The organism is Desulfitibacter sp. BRH_c19 (assembly GCA_001515945.1).
Taxonomy (GTDB): domain Bacteria; phylum Bacillota; class DSM-16504; order Desulfitibacterales; family Desulfitibacteraceae; genus Desulfitibacter.
Genome location: LOER01000033.1, coordinates 230,377 through 255,227, shown reverse-complemented (window position 1 = coordinate 255,227; position 24,851 = coordinate 230,377). Strand labels below are relative to the sequence as shown.

Sequence of the window (24,851 nt, the reverse complement as noted above, 5' to 3'; positions counted from 1 at the left end):
GGATCGCTATTTAACTATTTTAATAGTAAAAAGCAATTGTATTTATTCTTGCTTGATTATGTGGTTGAGGTTATTGATAAAATCTACGATGAGGTGGATTGGAATGAAACAGATATTTTTAAAAGAATGGAAAAAATAGGATTAGTTAAGTTTAAAATCATGAAAAAGTTTCCACAAGCATTTGATTTTCTTAAAACTACTTCCCATGAGGATGCTGTAGAGGTTAAATCTGAAATCGATAAAATGGGTAAGCATCTCATTAAAAGCGGTTCTGAAATGGGTTATAAAAATATAGATCTGACAAAATTTCGTGATGATATTGATATTGAAAAAACAATGAATATTATTAGTTGGACCATACTAAGTTTTGCAGAGCAGCAGAGGGATAAAGTAAATTCCTTTGAAGAGATCAATATGGATTTGCTTAGAGAATGGGATGATTATTTTGACATAATGAAACGTTGTTTTTATAAGGAGGAAAAATGATATGTTTATTGATATTTCAAACTTGAAGAAATGCTATACAACGGGTGTTGTTATAACTGAAGTTTTAAAAGGAATCGGAATGAAACTGGAGAAGGGGGAAATCGGTGTTATCCTTGGGCCATCAGGTTCAGGAAAATCCACACTAATGAATATCCTAGGTGGTATTGACCGCGGTGACAGCGGTAAGGTCATTGCTGACGGGATTGAGGTAAACAATTTGAAGGACGATGAACTGACGGATTATAGACGTGGGGACATCGGTTTTGTCTTTCAGTTCTATAACCTAGTTTCCAACCTTACAGTAGGAGAAAATATTGAAGTTGTATCAAATATTAGTAAATCGCCTCTAAACACTGACGAAGTATTAGCAGCGGTGGAAATGAAGGATAAAAAACATCGCTTTCCAAGGGAACTAAGCGGTGGTGAGCAACAACGGGTCTCCATTGCCAGAGCGATTGTCAAAAATCCTAAGCTCCTACTATGTGACGAGCCAACCGGTGCACTTGATTATCTTACATCTCGCAGTATCTTGCAACTCTTGGAGCAGGTAAACAAGAAATATGGCACAACCATTTTGATGATAACCCATAATGCTGCCATTTCCGCTATGGCAAACAGGGTATTTAAGCTGCGAAGCGGAGAAATCGTAGAAGATACGGTTAATCAGATGATTGTACCAGCTGAAGGGATTGAATGGTAATGGTGATCAATAAGAGAATCAAACGTGTCTTTCTGGAAAACAAAGCACAGTATATCGGATGCATTGTGCTGATTATTTTAAGCAGCTTTATATTTACAACGATGAGCCAATTTGCCGATAATTTTGAGCGGCTGGCAAACGAATTTCAAGTCGGGTATCTGCAGGAAGATGCAACATTCACAACTGACAAAACCATCGACAACTTGCAGGAGCTTGAGTCTACAGCAAACGTGATGATAGAAGAAGGGAAAACCTTTGAGTATGCGCTCTCAGAGGAGAAAACCCTGCGCATCTTTAGCAAAAATGACAGGATCAACATTCCGGCAATCATCGACGGTAAAGAACTAAGTGGAAGTGGCGAGATACTCATCAACCCGTATTTTGCTGATGCCCACAACTATAAAATCGGTGATGAGATCAGGATATTAGATAAATCCTTTACCATTGCCGGAATTATGGCGCTGCCGAATTATATTTATCCCCTACAATCAGAAGAAATGATGATGCCGCTACCAGGCTTTGGCGTTGCAGTCATTAGCAAGGAAGACTTCGGTGCCTTTAATCAAGGAAGCAGTTTCTATGCTGTGAAGTTTAATCATACCGATCAAAACCTCGGTATCCAGTCATTTGAATTTAGAGAACTGCTGAAGAGCCGTGGTATTGATATCATAAAGTGGACAAATATCGAAGACAATAAGCGGGTTAATATCGTTGCTGCGGAGGTTAAAATACTCAATTTGGTGAGTAAGGGTGTACCGACAGGGATTTTATTGTTGGCCATTGTTTTGATTGGCAACGTTATTGGGCGAATGATTAAACGCGAATCAGCGATTATCGGTGCATTGTATGCCTTAGGGTATAGAAGAAAGGAGCTATATCGCCATTACTTGACGTTTCCGTTGCTGATGGCCATTATCGGAGGCATCATTGGGACCATTCTTGGTATATTCCCCGTACGTGCAGCGGTATCATTCATGTTTAGTGCCTTCAATATACCGCTGACTGGAATCCAGTATAGTCCCATCAGTATGATCATCGGTCTGCTCTTACCCATTCTCTTCCTCGGATGTAGTAGCTACTTTGTCATACGAAAGGAACTGAAACATTCCCCCGTGGAACTGATGAAAGGCAAGAAAGAAAAGAGCAAGGTCAATTTTTTGGAACGTATGTTCAAGCTTGAAAAACTCAAATTCGTGGCAAAGTTCCAAATCAGGGAACAACTTAGAAGCCTGTCCCGACTTGCTTTTCTATTATTTGGTGTTGCCGTAGCCACAATGCTTTTGCTTTGGGGTTTTACCCTCAAAAGTGGTTTTGATAATATGCTTACAGGAGGCACAGTGTATAATTTCGAGTACGAGTATAAATTCGACGAGCTACGCTATGAGCCGCTTCCAGTTGGTGCCGAACCCTTTCAAGCATTGTTATTTCTGCCGGAGGATGATGATAAAAGAGATTTTTACGTTACTGGCGTCATGCCTGACTCTGATCTGGTTACCCTTGTAGATGAATCCGGTGTAAGGATGAGTGTGAATCAGGTGATTGTAACGAAGCCTGTTGCTGATCTATTAAAGTTAAAGAAGGGAGACACCGTAGACATCGTCAGAAAGCTGGATGGGCGCATATTTTCGTTGAAGATCGATAGGATAGCCGATACCTATGAGGGTAGATTTATCTTCATGCCTCTAGCGGATTTTAATGAAAAATTCGAAATGCCGGAAAGAAGCTATATCGGGGCCTTTAGTAATGTTCTGCTGGATATACCCGACAAGCAGTCCTACAGTGTAGTGTCTTTAGAGGATAAGTTAGCAGCAATTGAAGAGGTTATTGGGCCTACAAAGTCAATGATGAGTGGCCTGGCGGTGATAGCCTTTATCATCGGAATGATTGTTATCTATCTTGTAACTTCAATGATCGTTGAGGAAAACAAGGGCACCATTTCCCTCATGAAGATTTTCGGCTACCGGAAGAGGGAAATCAATTCATTGATTCTGAATAGCTCAACTGTCGTTGTTGTGATTGGATATATTATTGGTATACCCTTGACGCTCTCTGCTATAGGGGTATTGGTTCAATCACTTGAAAATAGTGTTGGAATGACGTTGCCACCCCTAACGATTGATCTGTCATATATTCTAATTGGATTTATCGCTGTAATGTTCGCCTATGAGTTGTCGAAGCTGCTGTGCAAGAAAAAAGTCAATAAAGTTTCTATGAGTGAAGCCTTAAAATCAGGAATGGAATAAACATTCACTTGGTTTACGATGGGGTATAATAAAAATACTATTGACATTAACGTTACGTAAAGGTGTATAGCAGTATTGTCAGGAGACGAAGGATGGAATATACAGTGCAAAAACTAGCTCAGTTGGCGGGTATTAGTACTAGGACATTAAGATATTATGATGAGATTGGAATTCTTAAGCCGGCAAGAATTAGCTCTTCAGGGTATCGTATTTATGGTCAAGCAGAGGTGGATAGATTACAACAGATTCTCTTCTATAGAGAGCTGGGGGTTAGCCTCGAAGGTAATAAAGGTATATTAACTTCACCTTCTTTTGATGCAGCAAAGGCACTAAGAGAACACCTAGAAAAGCTTCTTGACAAAAGAGAGCAATTGGATATTTTAATTTCAAATGTTAATAAATCAATTGCTTTTACAGAAGGGAGAATTACAATGACTGATAAAGAAAAATTTGAGGGTTTTAAGCAGAAGTTAGTTGATGATAATGAAAAAATGTATGGCAATGAAATTCGTGAAAAGTATGGGCATGAAACTGTTAATAAATCTAATCAAAAGGTAAAAAACATGACTCAAGGGCAATATGAAGAGGTTAGAAGACTTGGAAATGAGGTTATTGAAACCCTTCATGCTGCGTTTAAAACAGGTGACCCTGCGGGAGAATTAGCCCAAAAAGCAGCAGACCTACACAAGAAGTGGTTATGCTTCTACTGGGATAGTTACACAAAAGAGAGGCCCATGCAGGGGTTGCTCAGATGTATGTTGATGATCCAAGATTCATGGCATACTATGACGAGAAACAGCCTGGAACAGCTGTATTTTTAAGAGATGCAATCTTCATTTATACGTGAATGAACAAATAAAAAGTTTTGTTTAAGAATAAACAAAATACGATTGAGTGGTTAGTGATTGGTGCAAGCTAGTCACTTTTTTGCTTGCCATAATTTGTCTTAATCTATAATCATGTGAAAAGACCAACCTTATTAAGGTGTTTTACGTCTATATAGTCTATAGATATAAAAGGGGTGGTTTGCTTGAAAAAAACTATTTTTGCGATATTAATTTTTATGTTTGCTGTCTCAGTAATGGGATGTAATCAAACTGTTGACGAAGATTCTTCCAAGAATGATGAACCGGGAATTATTGGATATGTAATGAATAAAGAAAATGATAGGATACTTGTAATTAATCCTGAAGCACACGATTTTGTGAAACTGGTGGGGTTTCGGAATACTATGATGCTATATGGTTTTCAAATGCTCCTCAAGATATTGATTTAGGTGAGAAAGTGAAGGTATGGTTTGATAATGTTCTAGACTCTTATCCTGCTCAATCTGATGTAATTCATATAGAAGTAATTCCAAGCCAGAGACCGGGTGAAGCGGATTTGACTGAAGCAGAAGCTTTATATATGGCTCTGACATCTGAACTGAGTCATAACGATAGTTTAACTGTTGTTAAAAATATAGAGTATGACAATGAGACGGATATGTGGGATATCACGCTTAAGGAGATTTGGGGAGTATATAGTATTCAGATAGATGATAAATAAATTAGGTAATTGATTCATGAACTAATCCTACATGATTGTGCACGGAAAGTCGGATAGACATATATAACTTCTGATATTCTATTGGTGAGAGGGGAGGTCATATAAATGGATTATCTTGAAAAAAATGAATGAGGCATTAAACTATATTGAAGAAAATCTTACTAATGATATAGACTATAAAAAAGTGGCGAGCCTGGCTTTTTGCTCGGAATATCATTTTCAAAGAATGTTTTCTTTTCTAGAGGTGTTACGCTTTCGGAGTACATTCGCCGCAGACGCCTTACTTTTGCGGCGTTCGAATTCACTAATAGTAGCATTAAGATAATTGATGTTGCGATAAAATATGGATACAACTCACCAGATTCTTTTACAAGAGCTTTTCAAAGTTTGCGTGGGATAACACCGTCAGAGGCCAGAAATAATGGTCGATCATTAAGAGCTTATCCACGAATGACCTTTCAATTATCAATTAAAGGAGGAAGTGAAATGAACTATCGAATTGAAGAAAAAGAGGCATTTCGTATAGTTGGTATCAAGAAGAGGGTTCCTATAATTTTCCATGGAGTTAATCCAGAGATTGCCGCTATGTGGAAAACTTTAAATGATGAGACAATAAATAAACTTAAGGAGCTTTCCAATGTTGAGCCTCTAGGACTGCTTCAAGCATCTACGAACTTTTCTGAAGGTCGAATGGAGGGAAAAGGGGAGCTTGATCATTATATAGGCGTTGCTATAACTAATGAATGTCCAGATAACTTGACACAACTTGAAGTTGCTGCCTCAACATGGGCTGTATTCGAATCAGTTGGACCATTTCCTGATACGCTGCAAGATGCCTGGGGACGCATCTATTCTGAATGGTTTCCATCCTCAAACTATCAACAAACAGAAGGGCCAGAAATCTTGTGGACTGAGAATAAAGATGTAACTTCACCAACTTTTAAAAGCCAAATATGGATACCGATTTTGAAAAGGAAATAACATTCAAAGCATCAATTGCACAGCCCAGCAGGTTATGAAGAATTAAACAAAAAAACGTTTAGGATAGGAGGTTACAAAATGCGTAAGAAAGTCTTAATAGTACTATTGTTATTTAATCTGTTGCTAATATTAGCAGGTTGTACCTCTACCTCTGATGAAACAGAAAAAGAACAAATGGTTATACTCAAGAAAAAATAATGGACGTATTAACTAGTGAAGGGGTATCTAGAATAACTTGGTCTCCGGACGATATAAAGGTTATTTATATCGAAGAAAATAAAAGTGAGGAAAATGGCTTAAGCGAAGCCTATCTTTGGAAAGTTGGCGAAGAAAAGGCAGCGGTTGTAAGAGTTGTTTCTCAGGAGACTTATAGTTTTACATGGGCATCTGGTAGCCAATACTTTTTAATTAGTGAAAAACAGGGAGAAAAATTTGTAAATAGTATAGTAAACGCTGATAATTTATTTGAAGAGGAATATAAAATAAAAAGCACTTCCATTCCGGTCTGGAATCCGGATGGTTTGTCTTTAGTTTTTTCTGATGAACAAAACGATTATGGTGAAGGTTGGGGATCATTGGAAGTCTATACAATAGGAGAAAAGAAAAGCGAGTACATTTGGAAGGCCAAGGATACCCTCTATGAAATTGAATCTTGGGATCAAGAAGGGAATATAGCTTATACGGAAGTTTATGAAGGAAAAGAAACAAAGAAGACAACCCAAAATATAAGACCGGCTATTTCAGGAGTTCATCTAGGTGATACTAAAGAGGAGGTCAGGACAGCATTAGGAACTGATTACGAAGAAACTCCTCCTTCTGCAGAGGTGGGACATTTCCCCGAGCAAGTCTATAGATGGACTTATGATAAGGGGTTTACAATTTTTGTTGGTGAGGAATCAGGGAAAGTATTAGAGATACTAGCCACTTCCCCTGAGGCAGAAACGAATTTAGGTGTGAAAATAGGGGATACAGCAGCTAAGGTTTTTGAAGCCTATAGGCAAAAATATATAGAACCAGAGAGTATTCATGGTGGAAAACTTTTCGGTGTTTTCAAGGTGGAGGGAGCCGCAGCCTTGTCCTTTAATTTCACTATGGGTGAAGAAGAAGTACAATTTCCCCGAGAAATTAAGCCGGAATCCAAGGTTGAAATGATGATACTGACGTATCCTGAACAAATGGATGATTCTTTTTAAATTGTATTTTGTTTCCCCTTAGACTGTTTAGTTTAAGGGGGTTTTCTATTGTGGGATCTAATATATCTGCAAGCAAGTGCCATCCAAAAGAACAGTAGAGAGCTTAAGCCTGGTTATGAAAGAAACAGTTGTATGTGATATAATAAAGAAAAAAGTTATAGAATTTTGAGAGGTGAAAATTATGCTTGGTGGTGTGATTGCTGGATTGATAGTTGGATGGGTCATATCAATGTTTGGTGGTAATGACCTTCTTATTCAAGGCATTTTAGAGTTAACTGGGAAAAATATTAGTAATGCAGGATACTATACCATTCTTGCTTTGCTTGGTGCTATAGGTGGCGCCTTAAATAATTATAGAAGGTAATAAGAACAGAAGCGCAGGGACGGTTATCTTTGCTTCCATATTGCTTCGGCTTGCTTGGTATCACCCATATAAAGTTTACATTTATAATAAAGGCAGTTCGGGGTTTCCCCTTAGACTGCCTTTTGATTTTAGGTGTGATTAATTACCCAATACTGCATTTCTATATTCTCACCCTGTAATACAATCTAAAACATTCACCAAACCCTCATGCCACCTCTAACATTAGTAACGTGTTTAAAGCCTAGTTTTTTAAAGATTTTGCTACCTTTGTTGCTTCTCATCCCACTTTGACAAATAAGTACTACTTCTTTGTCCTTTGATAGTTCATTGGCTTTTTGTAATATTTGATTTAATGGTATATTTTTAAATCCTCGAATATGATTTGTTGTAAACTCTTCAAAAGTCCGAACATCTATTAATTGTTTAGTTTTATCTTTTAATTCTTTCTTTAAATCCGTTGTAGAAATTTGTCGTACACCTTTTGCTGGTAGTAGGTGTTGGACAAGGAAAAAAATAAGAAGTACCACCAATAAATAATTCAAATACTCCATTTAATTCACTCCTTAGAGATGCTGATTTTTTAAATTAAATATTATCCGTCTTGAGTATATAGTATATTACTTAAGGACTGTAAAGAAGACATGGACTTGGAATTTTGTACATGTCTTCTAATTATGGATACATTTTGATTAACAGCTATAGGTAGGATTTAAGAAAAAGAAGGTGTCATCTTTATTATCTAATGTTAAATTTTCAGCATAGCTGAAGGCTACTTTGTCAAAAAAAACTTGAATTTTATCAATTTCTTTTACAATATCATTATTTTTAGGTTCATCCAGAACCATTCCTAATCGTGGACCGCCTCAGCCCATACCAGCAAGATAAACACGAATTCCTTTACTGGAATTTTCAGAGATAATATTCATTAATTTGTTTTTTGCATTATCTGTAATCTTCATATTGTGCCTCCCAATTTTATTTAAATATACCCCCGGGGGTATATTTAAATTCTATATGATTCTCTTCAATAATGCAACACTATTTTAATAAATTAAACTAAAATAATTCTGGGACTTGAAAAGGTTTGGTTAAAGATTACCTTTATCTACTTTTTACCAACAAATTTACAGCCTCTTGAATATGTTTTGCAGTAGTTTCACCTTTCTCAATTTGAGTTTTAATGCAAATTTCTAAATTCTCGCTTACGACTACACCAATTGCTTGATCCAAGGCATTTCTAGCTGCCGCCATTTGTCCTACTAAATCCTTACATTCTTTTTCTTCTTCTATCATTTTTAAAATCCCTTTAACTTGTCCTTCAATTCTTTTAATCCGATTTTTTAACTGAACATTATACTTCATTGTAACACCCCCATCTATATCTTTTCTTGTAGTTAGATAAAATATATTTTTATTATATACCCTACTATGTATTAAATGTAAGGAGTAACTGGGGTCAGGCTTGACAAATTGACAAGTTTGAAATGAATTAAGAAAAACATATTAAGATTTATAGCGGAGAATTTGGGAGCAGACGTTGAATGGCTTGATACACCGGCGACTATAATAATAGAAGGCTAGTACCATTAAGATACATAGCTAAAATGTTAAATTCACACGTACAATTGTTTTCAGGAACTAAAGAAGTAAAAACTCATTTCATAATGCAATCTTTATAGTTAGAAGGTGTCATTCCTGTAATTCTTTTAAATACTGTTGAAAAGTGAGTGCGATTATTGAAGCCACATAAAGTGCTTATCTCACTAATACAATAGGTTTTAGTTGCCAACAGTTTTTTTGCTTTTTCAATCTTTAATTCTATCAGATATCCAAAGGGAGTCTTACCGGTATGTTTTTTAAATACTCTTATAAAGTGATAAGGGCTGTAGTTTGCAAAAGCTGCTAAATCATCTAGTGAAAAATCAGAACACATATGGTTTTGAAGAAATTCTTCTGTTTTCTTAATAATTTTCACATCATTATATTCTTTAGAATGGTAGTCATAGGAAAGATTATTTCCTACATCTCTTAAAAGGTTAATTATTATTTGTATATTCAAACTTTGGAGAATAAACTCATAACCAGGCTGCTTGTTTTGGGCCTCTTCCATGAATTGAAACACCAAGCTATTTATGTGGGAATCCATGTTAAAGGTGCCGTTGTTATAATAAATTTCACTTTTCCCAGAAAGTAAGTGGGAAAACTCTTTCATATATTCTTTTTGGATAAAAATAGGAATAAAGGTTTCAACTGATTTTTCTTCAGTAAAGAGGTGCACCTGATCAGGATTTACAGGAAATATCTTTTTTTGTTCCAAAAAATATTTCTTTTTTTCAACCACAGCCACAGGCATGTTTTTTGAGGGTAGAAGAAACTTATAGCATCCAAACCCCTTAGGCTCTGAAAACACATTTTTTGCTTTTAATATAGTTATTTTATCGCTGGAATATGTTTTTACAATGTCTGAAATACCTGGAGGAAATTCTTTAAACAACTCTGAGGAATATGTTTTCATATTAATCCCCTAAAATAAGCCTTACTATTAATACCATTATATAGCAATAATAGAAACACATCAAGCAATTGCTGAAACCATTAAAGATAGGTAACTTGGTATAATCGGAATACATGGCAAATATGCAATTGAGGAAAAAAGCCATAAACAGGATTCTTTATTCAGGTGGAGTTTCCCACAGGATTAGTTCAACTAGAGTTCAGGGAAAAGCACCTGAACTAAGTTTTACTGAATGGTTCCATCTGAATATTAGAAACCGTTATCCAGGGGCTTAGTACACTTATCTTCCACCTATGCCAGTAGTTCTAGCATTGTAATTTTTGCAATGGGTAGAAATACCAGTGCAAAGCAAGAGGTGGGAGTCATAGTGGTACTTAAGCCATCGGTAAATTTTGAAAAAATGTAAAGGGGGATGAGGTGTTAATTGGATTGAAAGATAATGGAGAAGGGAGTAATTAATTTGAAAAAGATGTGGGTTTTGTTAATGGTATTACTGATGATTTTGTCATTAGTGGCATGCTCAGCTGAAAATGCAGAACAGCCTGGTGATAGTCAATATGAGGATGTTTCAGATTATGAGAACAATGATGAGAATGATAAGGAAAATAGCATAGATGATATAGAAGATGAACAATCAGGTAATGCAGCTGAGATAGGCAAAGCCAATACGGGATTAATTAATGAAGATAAAATTCCTAGCGGCTATAGAAAGGATGTAGCTCCTATTGTCGGTGGTAGTGAAATATATGATGGACAGGTGTTAGAGCAAAATGGAAATACATATTATTGGATTATGTGTTATTCGAAAGCAGAGAAAGAGGATATATTGAAATTTTATAAAGAAGTACTGGAAAATGCTACGGATAAAGAAGAAGGAACACTTAGCACAGGAAGCTACTATTTAAATGGAACTTTAGATAATGTAAGGATTTCTCTTACCATTGGTGATGAAGATGTCCATGAAGAGTATAAATCTTTTTTTCCAATAACAATGGAAATGCTTGAATAAGATTTAACTAATTTTGAGAGGAAGATTTTAAAAATGAAAAAATTGCTTCTTATATTGCTTGTTACCTTAATAGTGCTTTCAATAACAGCATGTGGTAAAACCATAAAAACAGACGACGGTGAAATATCATTAAAAGATGGAGAAGTTGAAATAAAGACAGAGGATGGTTCCACAACTGTAGAAGATGGGAAAATAACATTTGAAGGTGAAGATGGAAGTGCAGTTCTTGAAGCTAGTGAAGACGGTGTGGATTTACCAGATGGGTTTCCCCAGGATTTAGTTCCTATAATTGATGACAGTATTATTTTAATGGCAATAGGCGGAAATGATGAAGGGGGAGAAGAATATTCGATTACTGCTCTAACAAACACAGAAGTAAAAGATGTAGTTGACTTTTATAAAGATATTATGAGCGATGCTGAAGATAGTACTACGGTAGCAGCTGGGGATATGAACATTTTTGCCGGGTTAAAGAATGGTATTCATGTAACTATTACAATTAGCCCAACTGATGAAGATGAATACAAAGCCATGATAAGCATTATAACAGTCCGGGAGGAATAGATTTAGATGATTCTAGGGCTATCTTTTAGATTATTTAGTTTTCAAAAAAGATATATTTGTGAATGACTAAAATTCAAGACGGGGAGAGGATGAAATATGAATAATCAATGGAATTTTAAGAAATCAGTAGTTCAACTGGTTGTAATAGCGTTTGTTCTACTCATGCTACCGACGGCGGCCTTAGCAAGTTTCTCGGTTGGGGACGGTACAGAGGGAAACCCCTACCAGATTTCGACGGCAGAAGAGTTGAATAGTGTGCGGAACTATTTGGGAAATGAGCACGCAGATAAGCATTTTAAACTGATAGAGAATATTGACCTGACTGATACCGTTTGGGGGGCAGTGTACGCTCGGCAGTATGATACAGGAGGCTGGGAGCCTATCGGTTCATTAAGTGAGCTATTTAGAGGTAACTTTGACGGTGACGGATATACCATTACCGGTCTCTTTATCGACCGGCCCGGAGAGGGTGACGTCGGCCTGTTCGGCAGCATGTATGGAGCCCTTCAAAATGTGGGGCTTTCGGGTGTTAATGTTACCGGCAAATCTACGGTAGGCGGCCTGGCAGGAACCAACTACGGCGCGATTACCGGATCCTACGTCACAGGAGGTACTGTGTCCGGTAGCGGGGATGTTATCGGCGGTCTAACGGGCAGGAACGGCACCACGATCAGCGATTCTTACGCCCAAGTCACAGTGGCGGGGTCGGTATATCAGTTCGTAGGCGGCCTGGCGGGAGTTAATGCAGGTACGATCAGCAACTCTCACGCCGAGGGCGGAGTGCAAGGTGCTGAGTTTGTTGGCGGTCTGGTAGGATCAAGCCTGCCCAGTGGTATGATTGAAAACGCCTATGCCACGGGTCTAGTGACTGGTAGCGGGTGGTATATCGGCGGCTTGGCGGGAAAGAATGATGGTACGGTTAGCAATTCCCACGCAACGGGTAATGTTACAGGCACTAGTAATGTCGGCGGCCTGGTGGGGGAGAACGGTTTGTCTGCTGGAGGCACAATCGAGAATTCTTATGCCACGGGTAATGTAGATGCCTCTAGTTCCAGAGTTGGCGGTTTGGTGGGGTGGATGTACCATGCAGACAGTACGATCACTGGATCTTATGCCACAGGCAACGTGTCAGGGCGCCAACGGACTGGCGGCCTGGTTGGGCAGGTTTATGAAGGAACTGTCAATAATAGCTATGCTCTAAATACGGGGATTTCAAGAGGATCTGGTTCAGCAAGTACAACCTTTGGCCGGATTGCGGGAGAGAATAGCGGTACATTAAGTGGGAACTGGGCTAATTCTACAATGGCGGTGCCATTTGAAGGTGCTTATACAGAGAAAACCCATGACGGTAAGGATGGGGCGGATCTGGATGATTGGTCGATCAACAATGGCATACTAATGGTTGACTCATCTACCATACTAACGAGCGACCCCGTAAGCCCAGAAATGAACCAAAATTTCACCTTCACGGTTCAGGTCCGTGATGTTGGGAATAATCCGGTCAACGGTCTGGATGCGGGTGATTTCGACATCAATGAAAACGGTACCGGGTCACTAACGCTGATGAGCGTTGAGGAAGACGGTACCACCGGTAAATACACTGTAACGGCAAGTTATGACACGGCAGAGACCATCACCATTACTGTGTACGTTCTGTTGGTTCAAGCAGGCAGTATTGAAAATCTGGTAATTCAGGAGGCAATTCAAGATGTAACCCCGTCTGAAGCAACATCTGGTATAACCAATCAAGCGATGGGGGAAGCAGGGAATAAAAAGGTGTCCCTGACCATAGCCGTAAAGAACGCATCAAGTGAAAGTTTGACAGGTTATACAGCCGCAGATTTTAGTGTTTCAGTTGATGGAGCATCTGCAGTAACCTTTGAAAATGCTCCATTCTCGAACTTCCAGGATAACAATAACGGTTTTTATCTAGTCGTATTTACAGGTGATGACCATGCAACTGATTATACTTTGACGAGCTTAACGGTAGACGGTGTTGAAATAGAAGCGGGTCCCACAACAGTGACCACACCACCGGCAGAGCCAGTGGATATCACTCCGGCTGAAGCAACATCTGGTATAACCAATCAAGCGATGGGGGAAGCAGGGAATAAAAAAGTATCCCTGACCATAGCCGTAAAGAACGCATCAAGTGAAAGTTTGACAGGTTATACAGCCGCAGATTTTAGTGTTTCAGTTGATGGAGCATCTGCAGTAACCTTTGAAAATGCTCCATTCTCGAACTTCCAGGATAACAATAACGGTTTTTATCTAGTCGTATTTACAGGTGATGACCATGCAACTGATTATACTTTGACGAGCTTAACGGTAGACGGTGTTGAAATAGAAGCGGGTCCTACAACCGTGACCACGCCACCGGCAGAGCCAGTAGATATCACTCCGGCTGAAGCAACATCTGGTATAACCAATCAAGCTATGGGAGAAGCAGGGAATAAAAAAGTATCCTTAACCATAGCTGTAAAAAATGCAGCGGGTGAAGGTTTGACGGGTTATACAGCAGCAGATTTTAGTGTTTTAGTTGAGGGGGCGGCTGCTGTGACCTTTGAAAACGCTTCATTCTCAAACTTCCAGGATAACAATAACGGTTTTTACCTGGTGGTTTTTACAGGGAATGCCGATGCAGCTGATTATGTTTTCACAGACTTAACGGTTGATAGTGTTGTAATAGAAGCCGGTCCCACCACAGTAACCACACCGGAGGCGGGAGCAGAAGCTCCGTCAGCGGACGAAGCTATAGCCTTAGATAGGGAGGCATTGACCTGGGACAGCATCAAGGGTGCAAACAGTACCCAAGACAGCGTGACAGTATCTTTGGTGAATCCGCTGCCAACAGCAGGAGCCAACGGCACAAGCATTACCTGGAGTACTGACCCCGCAGGTTGGGTGAATACCAGCACCGGAGCGGTTATAAGGCCAAGCTATACCGCTGGAGACAAGACAGCCACCCTGACAGCCACTATCAGCAAGGACGGGGGAACAGATCAGACTAAGAGTTTCACCCTGACCATCAAGGCCAAGGCATCAACGGGTAGCGGTGGTGGTAGCAGTAGAACTGCCGTTGATAAACCAGAAACAGGAATCAGTAAAACCATCTATCCTGCAAGTGGTGGAACGCTCGAATACGAGGACATTATTATAACTGTACCAGAGGCGGCATTACCCGCAAACGCTACCTTTAGCATTAATAAATTGAATAACAAAGAGACGAATGAGGCAGTTTCCGAGGGGCTACGCCTGAAGCTAGGTAGCGACGTTTATGAGATCACAACCACGGGCAGTACAGAGTTTGGCGATCAGGCTATCAGTATCAAGATAGCTTATAATCCGGAGAATATCGCTGAAGGTGAGCAACCGGTAATCAATTACTACGATGAAGAAGCCGGTCAATGGGTAGCCATTGAGACTACTATTGAATACGACCAGGAGACGGGAACTTATTATGCCGTTATAACCGTTAACCATCTGACTAAATTTGCTGTTTTCAGTACCCTGGTTTTCAGTTCAGAAGCTGATAAGAAAACAATTACCTTGGTTATTGGGAGTACAATTGCCGACATTGATGGTAGCCCGTATACCTTAGATGCAGTACCTCAAATCGATAGTGCGACCAGCCGGACACTAGTTCCCATTCGCTTCGTCAGCGAGGCACTAGGTGCGGACGTGGAATGGATTAAAGAAACCAACCAGGTTAAGATTGTAGAAGATAGTAAGGAAATCATCCTTACCATCGGCTCCACAAGTGTCATAGTTTATGGTAATCAAAATACCATAGACTGTGCTCCAGTAGTAATGGCTCCTGGAAGAACATTTGTGCCGCTAAGGTTTATCAGCGAAACCCTAGGAGCGGAAGTTGATTATGAAGATACAACTAAGCAGATAGTAATTAAGAGATAAAATTTGTGTAATTGTGAAGCCTATTATTGAAAAAGTGCTGGTTGTTTGAGAACTTTCAAACGACCAGCACTTTGGCAGAAATATAAGGCTGTTCTGGAATAATTTGATATTCACTTAGTTATTAATGATAAGAAAAAAACGGTTGGAGAGGAGTAGAGGGGCTTGCTGAATTGGTTTAGGTTAAAAAAGCTTTTTATTATATTGTCTATAACTTTATTTATGATTATCCTCATTGTTCTGCCATGTTATGCTGCATCACCTTCTTTTGATACTGCAAGGGTGGAAACTACCCGGATAACAGCTTTTGGAGGGGCAGAACCAGACAACTACAGCTATTATCCTGCTGTAAGCGGAGATGGAAGGTATGTTGCTTTTGAATCTAGGGCCAGCAATCTGGTTAGTGGAGGAAGCACAGCATTCAGCAGTATCTATGTCTATGATAGTCAGCAAAATACTGTACAACTAATTAGCTATGATGAAGAAGGAGTGGAGTTTGATGAGATATTCCACGCAGGCATTACTGAGAATGGAATACTGTTTGAAACTGCCTATCTTGCAGATATTACTTCCGACGGAAGATATGTAAGTTTTGTTGCTAATAATTCACCTGGTAGAAGCTACATCTACGTTCGAGACATGCTAACAGGCACAACAAACGCCTTAGGAGTCTATTGTAATGGTAATGACATACCAAAAATCAGCAACAACGGCCAGTATATTACTTATGTCCGCAGCGGCAACCTTCTGGCTTACGACATTACAACAGGAACAGAATTTGTTGTAGATAATAGCAGTTTCAATTCCTCTATTAGTGGTGACGGCAGATATATAGCCTATCAGTACTGGGATTCTATTAATCGGATCTCGCAAATTTGGGTTTATGACATCCAGACTAAAAGCAAAGTCAGGATAGATAAATATTCAGACGGCACTTTCTCTACTCGAGGGGGAGGTGCTCCCAAGATAAGTTCAGATGGGAGATATGTGGCTTTTACCTCTTGGGATTGGGAATTAACAGCAACTGATCACACATATTATGGCGACCATATTTATGTTTATGATAGGGATACAGATGAAGACGGTATCTATGATGAGCAGGGAGCCTTCACTACTATCTTGGCCAGCAAATCCAGTAGTGGTGAACCAGCAAATGAAGATAGTGATGATGAAGGTGAAGGTACCGCTTTTAGTGATAATGGACGTTATGTTACATTTGTGTCTTATGCTGATAACCTAGTGCTGGGAGATACCAATGAAAATATAGATCTCTTTGTTCACGATATTGTTGAAGAAAAGACTATCAGAGTAAGCGTATCATCGGAGGGGGGTCAGATTGATAGCTGGGATTATTTACATTATCCGGCAATCAGTAGTGACGGTTTAACTACTGCCTATGTGTGCGACTCGCCTAATTTGGTGAATGGTGATACCAATGGGCAATTAGATGTATTTATATCCAGGATAGTCGATGACATTGCTCCAAATTTAACAATACAATCAGCCGAAGACTTAACTGAAAGTAATTTAGATCAGGCTGTCCTTACACTAAATCTATATAACGAAACCTTCAACACAGTCAATCTGGAAGCGGGAGATTTTACTTTAAACAATGCTCCTCAAGGCTTGGCTGTTGGGAGTATAACTAATGTTACGGGAAACTCCTTTAGTATTACGCTAGATTTTGATGGTACTGATTTTGATAGTGACTTTATTGATTTCAGGGTTACTGTAGCTGGGAACAAGCTAACGGGTGGAGAAAGTGTTACTAGTAACAGCCTGTTGATAATAGGTGAATTGGAACCAGGGCAGTTTCAGTTCTCCAATAGTGAATATAGTGTTAACAGGAGTTCCGGTTTGGCATTATTAACAGTTACCCGGACTAACGGGGATGACGGTTGGGTAGGATTAGAGTATTCTACCATTGAAGATACTGCAATTGATGGTGTGGATTATACTGGCGCATCTTGGGAGACATTATCTTTTCAAGATGGAGAAACCAGTAAAGACATTACTATTAACATTTTAGAGAATTCCAATTCTGAAGGAGATAATAAATCGTTTTATGTGCACTTGTACCTTTATGAAGGTGGGGGTAGTCTAGGAATTCCTGTTCAAGCAACTGTAACCATAGTTGAAGATGGAGATGATATCTTTCCTCCAATAATTACAGGCACAAGTCCTTCACAAGGTAACGATGAGGTAGCTGTAAATACAGATGTTGAAATACATTTTAATGAGAATATCAAAGTTAAAGACATAGATTTAATCACTTTTAAGGATCAAGAAGGTACTGTAGTAGATTATGCTTATGAAATAAACCATAATAGGATAATTCTTAATCCTGTAGAAGATCTTGAATATCTCATAACCTATAACATAGAAATACTGCCTGGAAGTGTAACAGATGCAGTATATAACGAATATCAGGACAGCTATACTTTAAGCTTTACTACCGAGCCTGAACTAATTGTAGATACCGAGCCTCCAACATGGCCAGGAGACAGCAATCTAACTGTATCAGGTTTAGGAAGAACAAGTCTAACCCTTAATTGGACTGAAGCTGTTGACAATGTAGGGGTTGCTTCTTACCGTATTTTAAAAGGTGATCAAGTACTTACTACTGTGCAAGGAAATCAATTCAACTATCAAGTCACAGGCCTGTCTTCTGGAACAGCATATACATTCCAAGTTGAGGCAGGAGATGCTGCCGGCAATTGGAGTAGTAACGGTCCATCTTGTACAGCTACTACAAATTCATCAGCTCCTTCCTCTTCGCCTCTAAAGGATACTGAACCTCCCTTCTGGTCTAGCGTTGCGGAATTAATAGTAAAGGATCAAACAAATGACAGCCTCATGCTTAAGTGGCCAAGGGCTAAGGACAATGTAGGAGTTTCTGGTTATATAGTCTTAATGAATGGAAATGTATTAGACACCACAAGTAGTTCAAATCGTCAGTATAAAATAGATAATCTTAATCCAAATATTATTTATACATTCATGGTCAAGGCCAGAGATGCGGCTGGAAATGTAAGCGTTGATAACCCTACAATCATTACAAGTATTGAAATAAGGTTAGTTTCGCTATCCATTGATCCTCCAAAGGTTATCGGTGGTGACATGAAATCAGTTGGTACTGCTGTTTTATCCAGACCAGCTATTGAAGATACAATTATAAAGCTTACTTCAGACAACGAAAAAAATATCAAAATGCCAGAGACGGTTACTGTAAGGGAAAAGGATACTTTTGTAACCTTTGACATCGAAACCTTTCCAGTTAGAGAATTAAAAAAGGTAGAAATCACAGCTAGCTATGAAGCTGATGAGGTATCAGCAGCATTAGAGATTACACCACCATATGAATATATTTTAGAGGATCTTGGAAGCATTGGCAAAACATTGAGAGTAGACCTAAAAACTTCTTTGGAAATGGATGATGCAGTAACCCTCCCAAAAGCTTCTTTAATTTTCGCTGCAAACAAAAATAATGTTATGGTAGGCCAGCTAGAAACTGAGATTGAGGATAAAGATCAGAAATTGAAAGTCATGAGAGGATTTCGCTATTCCTCAAGCTATGGACTGCAAGAAATCGGCACTCTTGGAGGCTTAAATAGTTCTGCAATGGGGATTAACGAAAGTGGATATATAGTGGGATGGGCAGAAACCTTAAACCATATGTCAGTTGACAGTAAACTAGAAGATGAATTTCAACCTATACGACATGCTTTTATTGCAGAACCAGGAACTGGGGTTATGAATCCCCAGCAAATGTTTTGGGTGGAAATAGCCAGCCCGAGATTAATAGATATTGGTACCCTAGGGGGGCGCAGTAGTGAGGCCTTGAGCGTAAATAGTCTTTGCCATATTGTAGGCATCTCCAATATTGATATATCTACAGAAACAAGTGCATTTGTCTATACACCAGCTAAAGGCATGCGTGATTTAAACTACTTAATAGACCCAACCCTCGAGTGGAAAATTGATAAGGCCTATGATATAGACGATAAAGGTATCATTATGGCTGAAGGAATAGTGGATGGTGAAAAGCATGTATGTCGCCTTATCCCAGTATATCCATTAGAAATTTATGGAGAAGGACTTCAATTGGAAGATATTAAGCCTATGGATTGGTTTTATGAAAATGTATCAATCCTTTCTGCAAAAGAGGTTATATCAGGATATCCCGATGGCACATTTAAACCAAACAACAGCACAAATGCTGATGAATTCCTAAAGATGATAGTTACTGCCCTTGGTTATACTGAAATTTCGTCAGGACAGAATTATTGGGCAGAACCATATCTGGAAAAGGCTAAGGAACTTGGAATTATTCAGGATGGGGATTCTATAACATTTACCAGTCCCATAACCAGGGAAGAGATGGCTATGGTCATTGTAAGAGCAGTAGGTGACAATTTCACGATAAACTTTGAGGATTATAAAGAGGAAATATTAGACTTTGATACTACCCATCCGGGAATGAAGGAACACGTGCTTAAGGCTTATTCAGCGGGCATTATCAATGGATTTCCAGATGGGGAATTTAGACCCAAAGATCTTACTACTAGAGCCCAGGCAGCTTCAGTTATAGTACGGGCGGTAAATCTTATTAATAAAGGAGGAGTTCAGTAATGATTTATCATGGGTTAAATGTGATAGATACGAGTAGTAAAAAAACAGTAAAGATACTCATAATTGCCTTACTAATTTTAATATCTATGTTATTACTAGGTAATGTCAAGGTATTAGCCGAAAAAAATACTACTACACCAATTGGAATTGATGTACCTGAGCTTGTTATAACTGTTGATCCGTCTGAACCTGATGGTTTGAATGGAGAGTATTTCAAAATTCCTATTATTACATTGACTAAAACTAATGATGACTCAGGTAATATTTACTATAAGTGGGATAATGGTAGTGAACAATTATATAATGGCCCAATTACTGCGTTATCTGGACAGCATAATTTAACAGCGTATATAAGAGATGGATTTTCCAACATAGGAACTATCCAAAAGACTTTGAATGTAAATCCTCATCAAAGGCTCAGCAAAACTTCAGCCGGGCACGAATCTACCTTGATGGTTAGAGAGGATGGTACAGTATGGGGTTGGGGATCTAATTACTATGGAAATCTAGGAAATGGAACAACGGCTTTAGGCCACGAGTATAATATTCCTACTCAAACTGTAGGTCTTATAAATATAATTGAAGTGGCAAGTGGATATTATCACTCTCTTGCATTAAAGTCTGACGGTACAGTATGGGCTTGGGGGTCGAGCCGAGACCAGGGACTACTAGGAAATGGTAGAAATGATAGATCTATAACAAATACGCCTATACAAGTACCCAATCTTACAAATGTTGTGGATATTTCAGTAGGATTTGAGCATTCCCTTGTATTAAAAGCTGATGGAACAGTATGGAGCTGGGGAGATAACACTCATGGTCAGCTTGGTGATGGAACTAACCACAACAGAAGTATGCCCGTACAGGTCAATGGTTTGACTAATGTTGTTGCAGTTGAATGTGGTGGTGCTCATTCTTTAGCTCTTAAATCCGATGGTACCATATGGGCATGGGGTAATAGTAGCAATGGGCAGTTAGGAACAGGTAGCTATGCTGCTGTTTCAACTCCTGTTCAAATAAGTAACCCGGTTGGGGAGTCTGGGCATTTTGAAAGCGAAGCCAACTTTATTGCTATAGTATGTGGTGGTAGTCATTCCTTGGCTCTTAGATCTGATGGTACTGTGTGGGCGTGGGGTAACAATAGAAATGGGCGTTTGGGTCTCCTAGACTCCTATTCTCAACAAACTGAAGATATAGTTTACCCTCGACAAGTTGGGAATTTATCAGAGGTTAATGGAATTTATAGTGGTGGAGAAAGATCCATGGCATTAAAATCAGATGGTAGTTTATGGGCATGGGGTATAAACTGGCACGGACAGTTGGGGGACGGAACAAAGGAAATTAGAAGTACACCTGTTATGATACCAACGATTCCAGGCCTTGCAGCTATTTCAACAGGGCTTAATCATACTGTGGTAATGAAAACAGATAGTACTATCTGGGGATGGGGTAAAAATGCTACATGGCAGTTGGGAGACCGAAGTTCAATAGAAGATAGATTGACACCTGTACAAGTAGATTTTTCCCCGTTTAGCAGTCCTGTTATGGAAAATATTAGAATAGCTACAAGTGACACAGGATCACTATATATTAAATCAGACAGTACCCTTTTACAATGGGGAAATAATTCAAGTTATAAGGAAAATATTACATTACCCGATGGAGCAATCTCAGTATCTGGAGGTAAAGAACATTTCCTTGCCCTAACCTCTGTTGGAACAGTATGGGCTTGGGGTAACAATACTTACGGGCAGTTAGGAAATGGCACATTTTCCGATGCTCAGGATCCAGCCCAAGTGACTAGTCTCACAGATATAATAGGAATCTCGGCAGGAGAATATCATTCCATGGCCCTGAAATCCGATGGAACAGTGTGGACCTGGGGATTAAACGGTGGCAGACTCGGAAATGGCACTACAGGGAACAGGAATACTCCGGTAATGGTAATTGGTCTTAATGATGTTGTTGCTATTGCAGGGGGTGGAGGTCATTCTCTAGCATTAAAGGCTAGTGGAGAAGTATGGGGTTGGGGGAAAAATGACCTTGGTCAAATAAAAGTAGATCCAACTGCCTATCAACACCAGGATACAGACACTAGAATTCTACCTGTACGTATTGAAGGTCTGAATTATGTTATATCCATTTCAGGTGGAAAGAACCATTCTATGGCCATGAAATGTGATGGAACTGCATATGCCTGGGGTGATAATACCTACGGGCAGTGTAACGTTAATAGTCATGGAAGGCCAACATTTGCAAGAATAGCCGACTTCAAAGAAGTGGAATATAGAGGCCATCCAGTCACAATGAGTGTGCCAGTAACAGATATTCTTGACATTGCAGGTGGTGAAAGCCATTCACTAATTATAAGGTCAAATGGTAGTGTATGGGCATTGGGTAATAACGAGAATGGCCAGTTGGGTATTGGAGCTACTGAATATGTAGATGATTATTACAGGTATAATAAATATACACCCCAAGAAATTACAACCACGTCAGACATAGCTGATATTACCAGTAAAACAAACCATTCGTTAGCAATGAATTCTGATGGAGCTTTATGGGCATGGGGGGTAAACGAAGATGGCCAGCTAGGGGACGGAACAAGTGAAAATAGTAATTTGCCCCTATACATTGATGTTCTTCCTCCTCAATGGGATAATAACAGCAGTATAAATGCAAACCAACTAACATCATCAAGTCTTGCTCTTTCATGGACATCTGCATCTGATGATCTAGGGGTTTCAGAGTATATTCTTAATATTTATGATGAAGATGGATCTATAAGAGGATCACATAATACCGCGGATTACTTTCAAAATATTGAAGGGTTAAGTGCAGGGATAGATTACACAATAGGAATATATGCCATTGACCATGCTGGAAACAAAAGTGAAGAGTTGACATATCAAGCTTTTATCGAGATGTCAGAAATAAATAATAGCCCTACCTTGCAGTTAGTTACTATTATAGAAGTTGTGGCAAGTGATCCGGATGGAGATGTAATAACCATAAGTCTTGGGGATGATGCTCCGTCATTTGTAAAGCTTGTTGGTAACAAGTTGGTGTTTGAACCAACAACTCAAAAAGGCACTTTCACTTTTTCAATCCATGTAGAAGACGGCAGAGGGGGAGAAACTTCACAAAACATTACAATTACAAGCTTTGGAAACAGCAGTCCTGCAAGTTCTAATAGGGAAGTGAACTCGTTCAGCCAAAGCTGAACATTGGGGAATCAGATGGAGACTTTACTCCACCTGATTTAGAGCCCACTTATAGAAGATGGGAGTCTTAGCGGTGATAGTCAGGGGATAAATATTTATCCCCTGACTACTGATATAAATGATACAATAATAGAAAGTTTTATCCGATGACATTGTTTCCTAAAGAAATATCTGGGTAGAAAATGGCATAAAGGAAACTACTCTTACAGATAATAAGGTCAATACCATTAAAAGGGTGATTGACCTTTGAAATATACAATTAACAATAACTGTATTGCCTGTGGTAACTGTGCTGTTGTTTGTAATCATGATGCAATAGAGACTGGTTATAATCAAAGTAAAATGGACATGGGAACAAGTGAGTTTGGTGATCCTTTTATTATTAATGATAAATGTATAGGTTGTGGAGAATGTGTTTCAGTTTGCTGGCCCGAAGCAATCGACCCCAAGTTCTTAATTCAGTAGTTTTATACTGAATTTTAGAAATGCTAGTGCATGACTTAGTTGGCGTATGATTGATACTGGTACGCCAAGTTAATCAGGCGGACGCAAATAAAGTTAGATGGGTAATTAAGGCTAGAGGAGGACATACATATGTGGATGAAGGTTACTGATGAAAAATCGTTAGTAGAAAAGGTACCTTTTAGGGCAAAAATAGATGGGGAGCCTATTATAATTATTAAAGTGGAAGATGAGTTGTTTGCACTACATAACCAATGCCCTCATCTCGGTTGTGCCTTACATAAAGGAGAACTAGAGGGGTATTTTCTAAAATGCCCGTGCCATGACTGGATTTTTGATATTAGAACAGGAGAATTTATCGATGCAACTGAAATAAAATTGCCCTTGTATCAAACTAAGATAGAAGAAGGCACGGTATATATATTTAAGGAAGGGAGAGTGGATTAATAATGAAGGTTTTCTTATACGCTTTAAGTACCTGCTTTTACTGCCAAAAGGCTAAGAAGTTTTTTAAAGAAAACAATGTAGATTTTGAGTATGTTGATGTGGATTTGCAGGAGGGAGAAGAAAAACAAAAGCTAATTGATGAAGTCATGAAATTAACGGGTGATGTGAAGTTTCCTGTAATGAAAATTGACGATAAACATTTAGTAGGGTTTAATGAAGAGAAACTGAAGGAACTTTTATTCTAAGGAGTATTGCGCAATGGATAGGAAAGAAAAGTATAGAAAATGGTATGCCGAAGTAGTTGATAAGCTGGGGTATCGATTCTCCGATGATCAAGAACTGGTAGAATTTCTGTTGGAGCAAGAAGTTCAAATTGAGAAAAAATATGGTAGCCCCTATTGTCCGTGTCAGGCAATGATAGGTGATAGGGAAAGAGACATGAAAATTGTTTGTCCATGTATACCCTTCCACAGAGAAGAATTTGACCAAATGAAACGTTGCTGGTGTGGACTCTTCGTCCATAAAGATTAGAATACGAAGAATAAAGAAAGGTACTGCTTTGATGCAGTAC

General features: G+C 38.9%; 18 protein-coding genes and 3 pseudogenes. 18 read left to right on the top strand and 3 right to left on the bottom strand.

Annotated features, from left to right (window positions below):
* The 9 genes and pseudogenes from APF76_11820 to APF76_11780 all read left to right on the top strand — a co-directional run.
* A partial coding sequence (locus tag APF76_11820; GenBank protein KUO50393.1) for a TetR family transcriptional regulator occupies positions 1-486 on the top strand: 486 nt, incomplete at its 5' end.
* A gap of 1 nt (position 487) precedes the next feature.
* The gene (locus tag APF76_11815) at positions 488-1,186 is read left to right on the top strand and encodes an ABC transporter ATP-binding protein (protein KUO50382.1); all 699 of its coding nucleotides are present in this window, start codon (positions 488-490) and stop codon (positions 1,184-1,186) included.
* A complete protein-coding gene (locus tag APF76_11810; GenBank protein ID KUO50381.1) occupies positions 1,180-3,429 on the top strand; it encodes a hypothetical protein in 2,250 nt (749 codons plus the stop codon). Before APF76_11815 ends, APF76_11810 begins: the two co-directional genes overlap by 7 nt.
* A 92-nt stretch (positions 3,430-3,521) precedes the next feature.
* A pseudogene (locus APF76_11805) lies at positions 3,522-4,276 on the top strand (MerR family transcriptional regulator).
* Positions 4,277-4,459: 183 nt separating this feature from the next.
* Complete coding sequence (locus tag APF76_11800) at positions 4,460-4,705, top strand: hypothetical protein (protein KUO50380.1); 246 nt, start codon at positions 4,460-4,462, stop codon at positions 4,703-4,705.
* 8 nt (positions 4,706-4,713) lie between these two features.
* Entirely contained in the window at positions 4,714-4,977 is a 264-nt protein-coding gene (locus APF76_11795; protein KUO50379.1) for a hypothetical protein, read from the top strand.
* Positions 4,978-5,101: 124 nt separating this feature from the next.
* A pseudogene (locus APF76_11790) lies at positions 5,102-5,958 on the top strand (AraC family transcriptional regulator).
* Positions 5,959-6,036: 78 nt separating this feature from the next.
* Positions 6,037-7,151: pseudogene (locus APF76_11785) on the top strand (hypothetical protein).
* Between the two features lie 181 nt (positions 7,152-7,332).
* On the top strand, positions 7,333-7,515 hold the full coding sequence (locus APF76_11780) for a hypothetical protein (GenBank protein KUO50378.1): 183 nt from the start codon (positions 7,333-7,335) through the stop codon (positions 7,513-7,515).
* Positions 7,516-7,709: 194 nt separating this feature from the next.
* Here the strand turns inward: APF76_11780 and APF76_11775 are convergent, their stop codons facing one another.
* The 3 genes from APF76_11775 to APF76_11765 form a co-directional block, all read right to left on the bottom strand.
* Positions 7,710-8,066: a rhodanese gene (locus APF76_11775; protein ID KUO50377.1), complete on the bottom strand. Its 357-nt coding sequence runs from the start codon at positions 8,064-8,066 to the stop codon at positions 7,710-7,712.
* Between the two features lie 550 nt (positions 8,067-8,616).
* A complete protein-coding gene (locus tag APF76_11770; GenBank protein KUO50376.1) occupies positions 8,617-8,877 on the bottom strand; it encodes a cytoplasmic protein in 261 nt (86 codons plus the stop codon).
* A gap of 292 nt (positions 8,878-9,169) precedes the next feature.
* On the bottom strand, positions 9,170-10,030 hold the full coding sequence (locus tag APF76_11765; GenBank protein ID KUO50375.1) for a hypothetical protein: 861 nt from the start codon (positions 10,028-10,030) through the stop codon (positions 9,170-9,172).
* A gap of 439 nt (positions 10,031-10,469) precedes the next feature.
* On the opposite strand from APF76_11765, the gene APF76_11760 reads away from it, so the two are divergent.
* From APF76_11760 to APF76_11720, 9 genes are all read left to right on the top strand, one after another.
* Positions 10,470-11,039 (top strand): hypothetical protein, encoded by a 570-nt coding sequence (locus tag APF76_11760; protein KUO50374.1) that lies wholly within the window; start codon positions 10,470-10,472, stop codon positions 11,037-11,039.
* 33 nt (positions 11,040-11,072) lie between these two features.
* Positions 11,073-11,603, top strand: coding sequence for a hypothetical protein (locus APF76_11755; GenBank protein KUO50373.1), 531 nt, complete (start codon positions 11,073-11,075; stop codon positions 11,601-11,603).
* 96 nt (positions 11,604-11,699) lie between these two features.
* The gene (locus APF76_11750; protein ID KUO50372.1) at positions 11,700-15,518 is read left to right on the top strand and encodes a hypothetical protein; all 3,819 of its coding nucleotides are present in this window, start codon (positions 11,700-11,702) and stop codon (positions 15,516-15,518) included.
* A gap of 162 nt (positions 15,519-15,680) precedes the next feature.
* Positions 15,681-20,147 (top strand): hypothetical protein, encoded by a 4,467-nt coding sequence (locus APF76_11745; protein ID KUO50371.1) that lies wholly within the window; start codon positions 15,681-15,683, stop codon positions 20,145-20,147.
* Positions 20,147-23,371 carry a hypothetical protein gene (locus APF76_11740; GenBank protein ID KUO50370.1) on the top strand — a complete coding sequence of 1,075 codons (3,225 nt, stop codon included), beginning with the start codon at positions 20,147-20,149 and terminating at the stop codon, positions 23,369-23,371. Before APF76_11745 ends, APF76_11740 begins: the two co-directional genes overlap by 1 nt.
* 246 nt (positions 23,372-23,617) lie before the next feature.
* Entirely contained in the window at positions 23,618-23,836 is a 219-nt protein-coding gene (locus tag APF76_11735) for a hypothetical protein (GenBank protein ID KUO50369.1), read from the top strand.
* Between the two features lie 135 nt (positions 23,837-23,971).
* Entirely contained in the window at positions 23,972-24,280 is a 309-nt protein-coding gene (locus tag APF76_11730) for a tRNA-(guanine-N1)-methyltransferase (GenBank protein ID KUO50392.1), read from the top strand.
* Between the two features lie 2 nt (positions 24,281-24,282).
* Positions 24,283-24,525 (top strand): NrdH-redoxin, encoded by a 243-nt coding sequence (locus tag APF76_11725; GenBank protein KUO50368.1) that lies wholly within the window; start codon positions 24,283-24,285, stop codon positions 24,523-24,525.
* 13 nt (positions 24,526-24,538) lie between these two features.
* Positions 24,539-24,811, top strand: coding sequence for a ferredoxin:thioredoxin reductase (locus APF76_11720; protein KUO50367.1), 273 nt, complete (start codon positions 24,539-24,541; stop codon positions 24,809-24,811).
* The last annotated feature ends 40 nt before the right edge of the window (positions 24,812-24,851 follow it).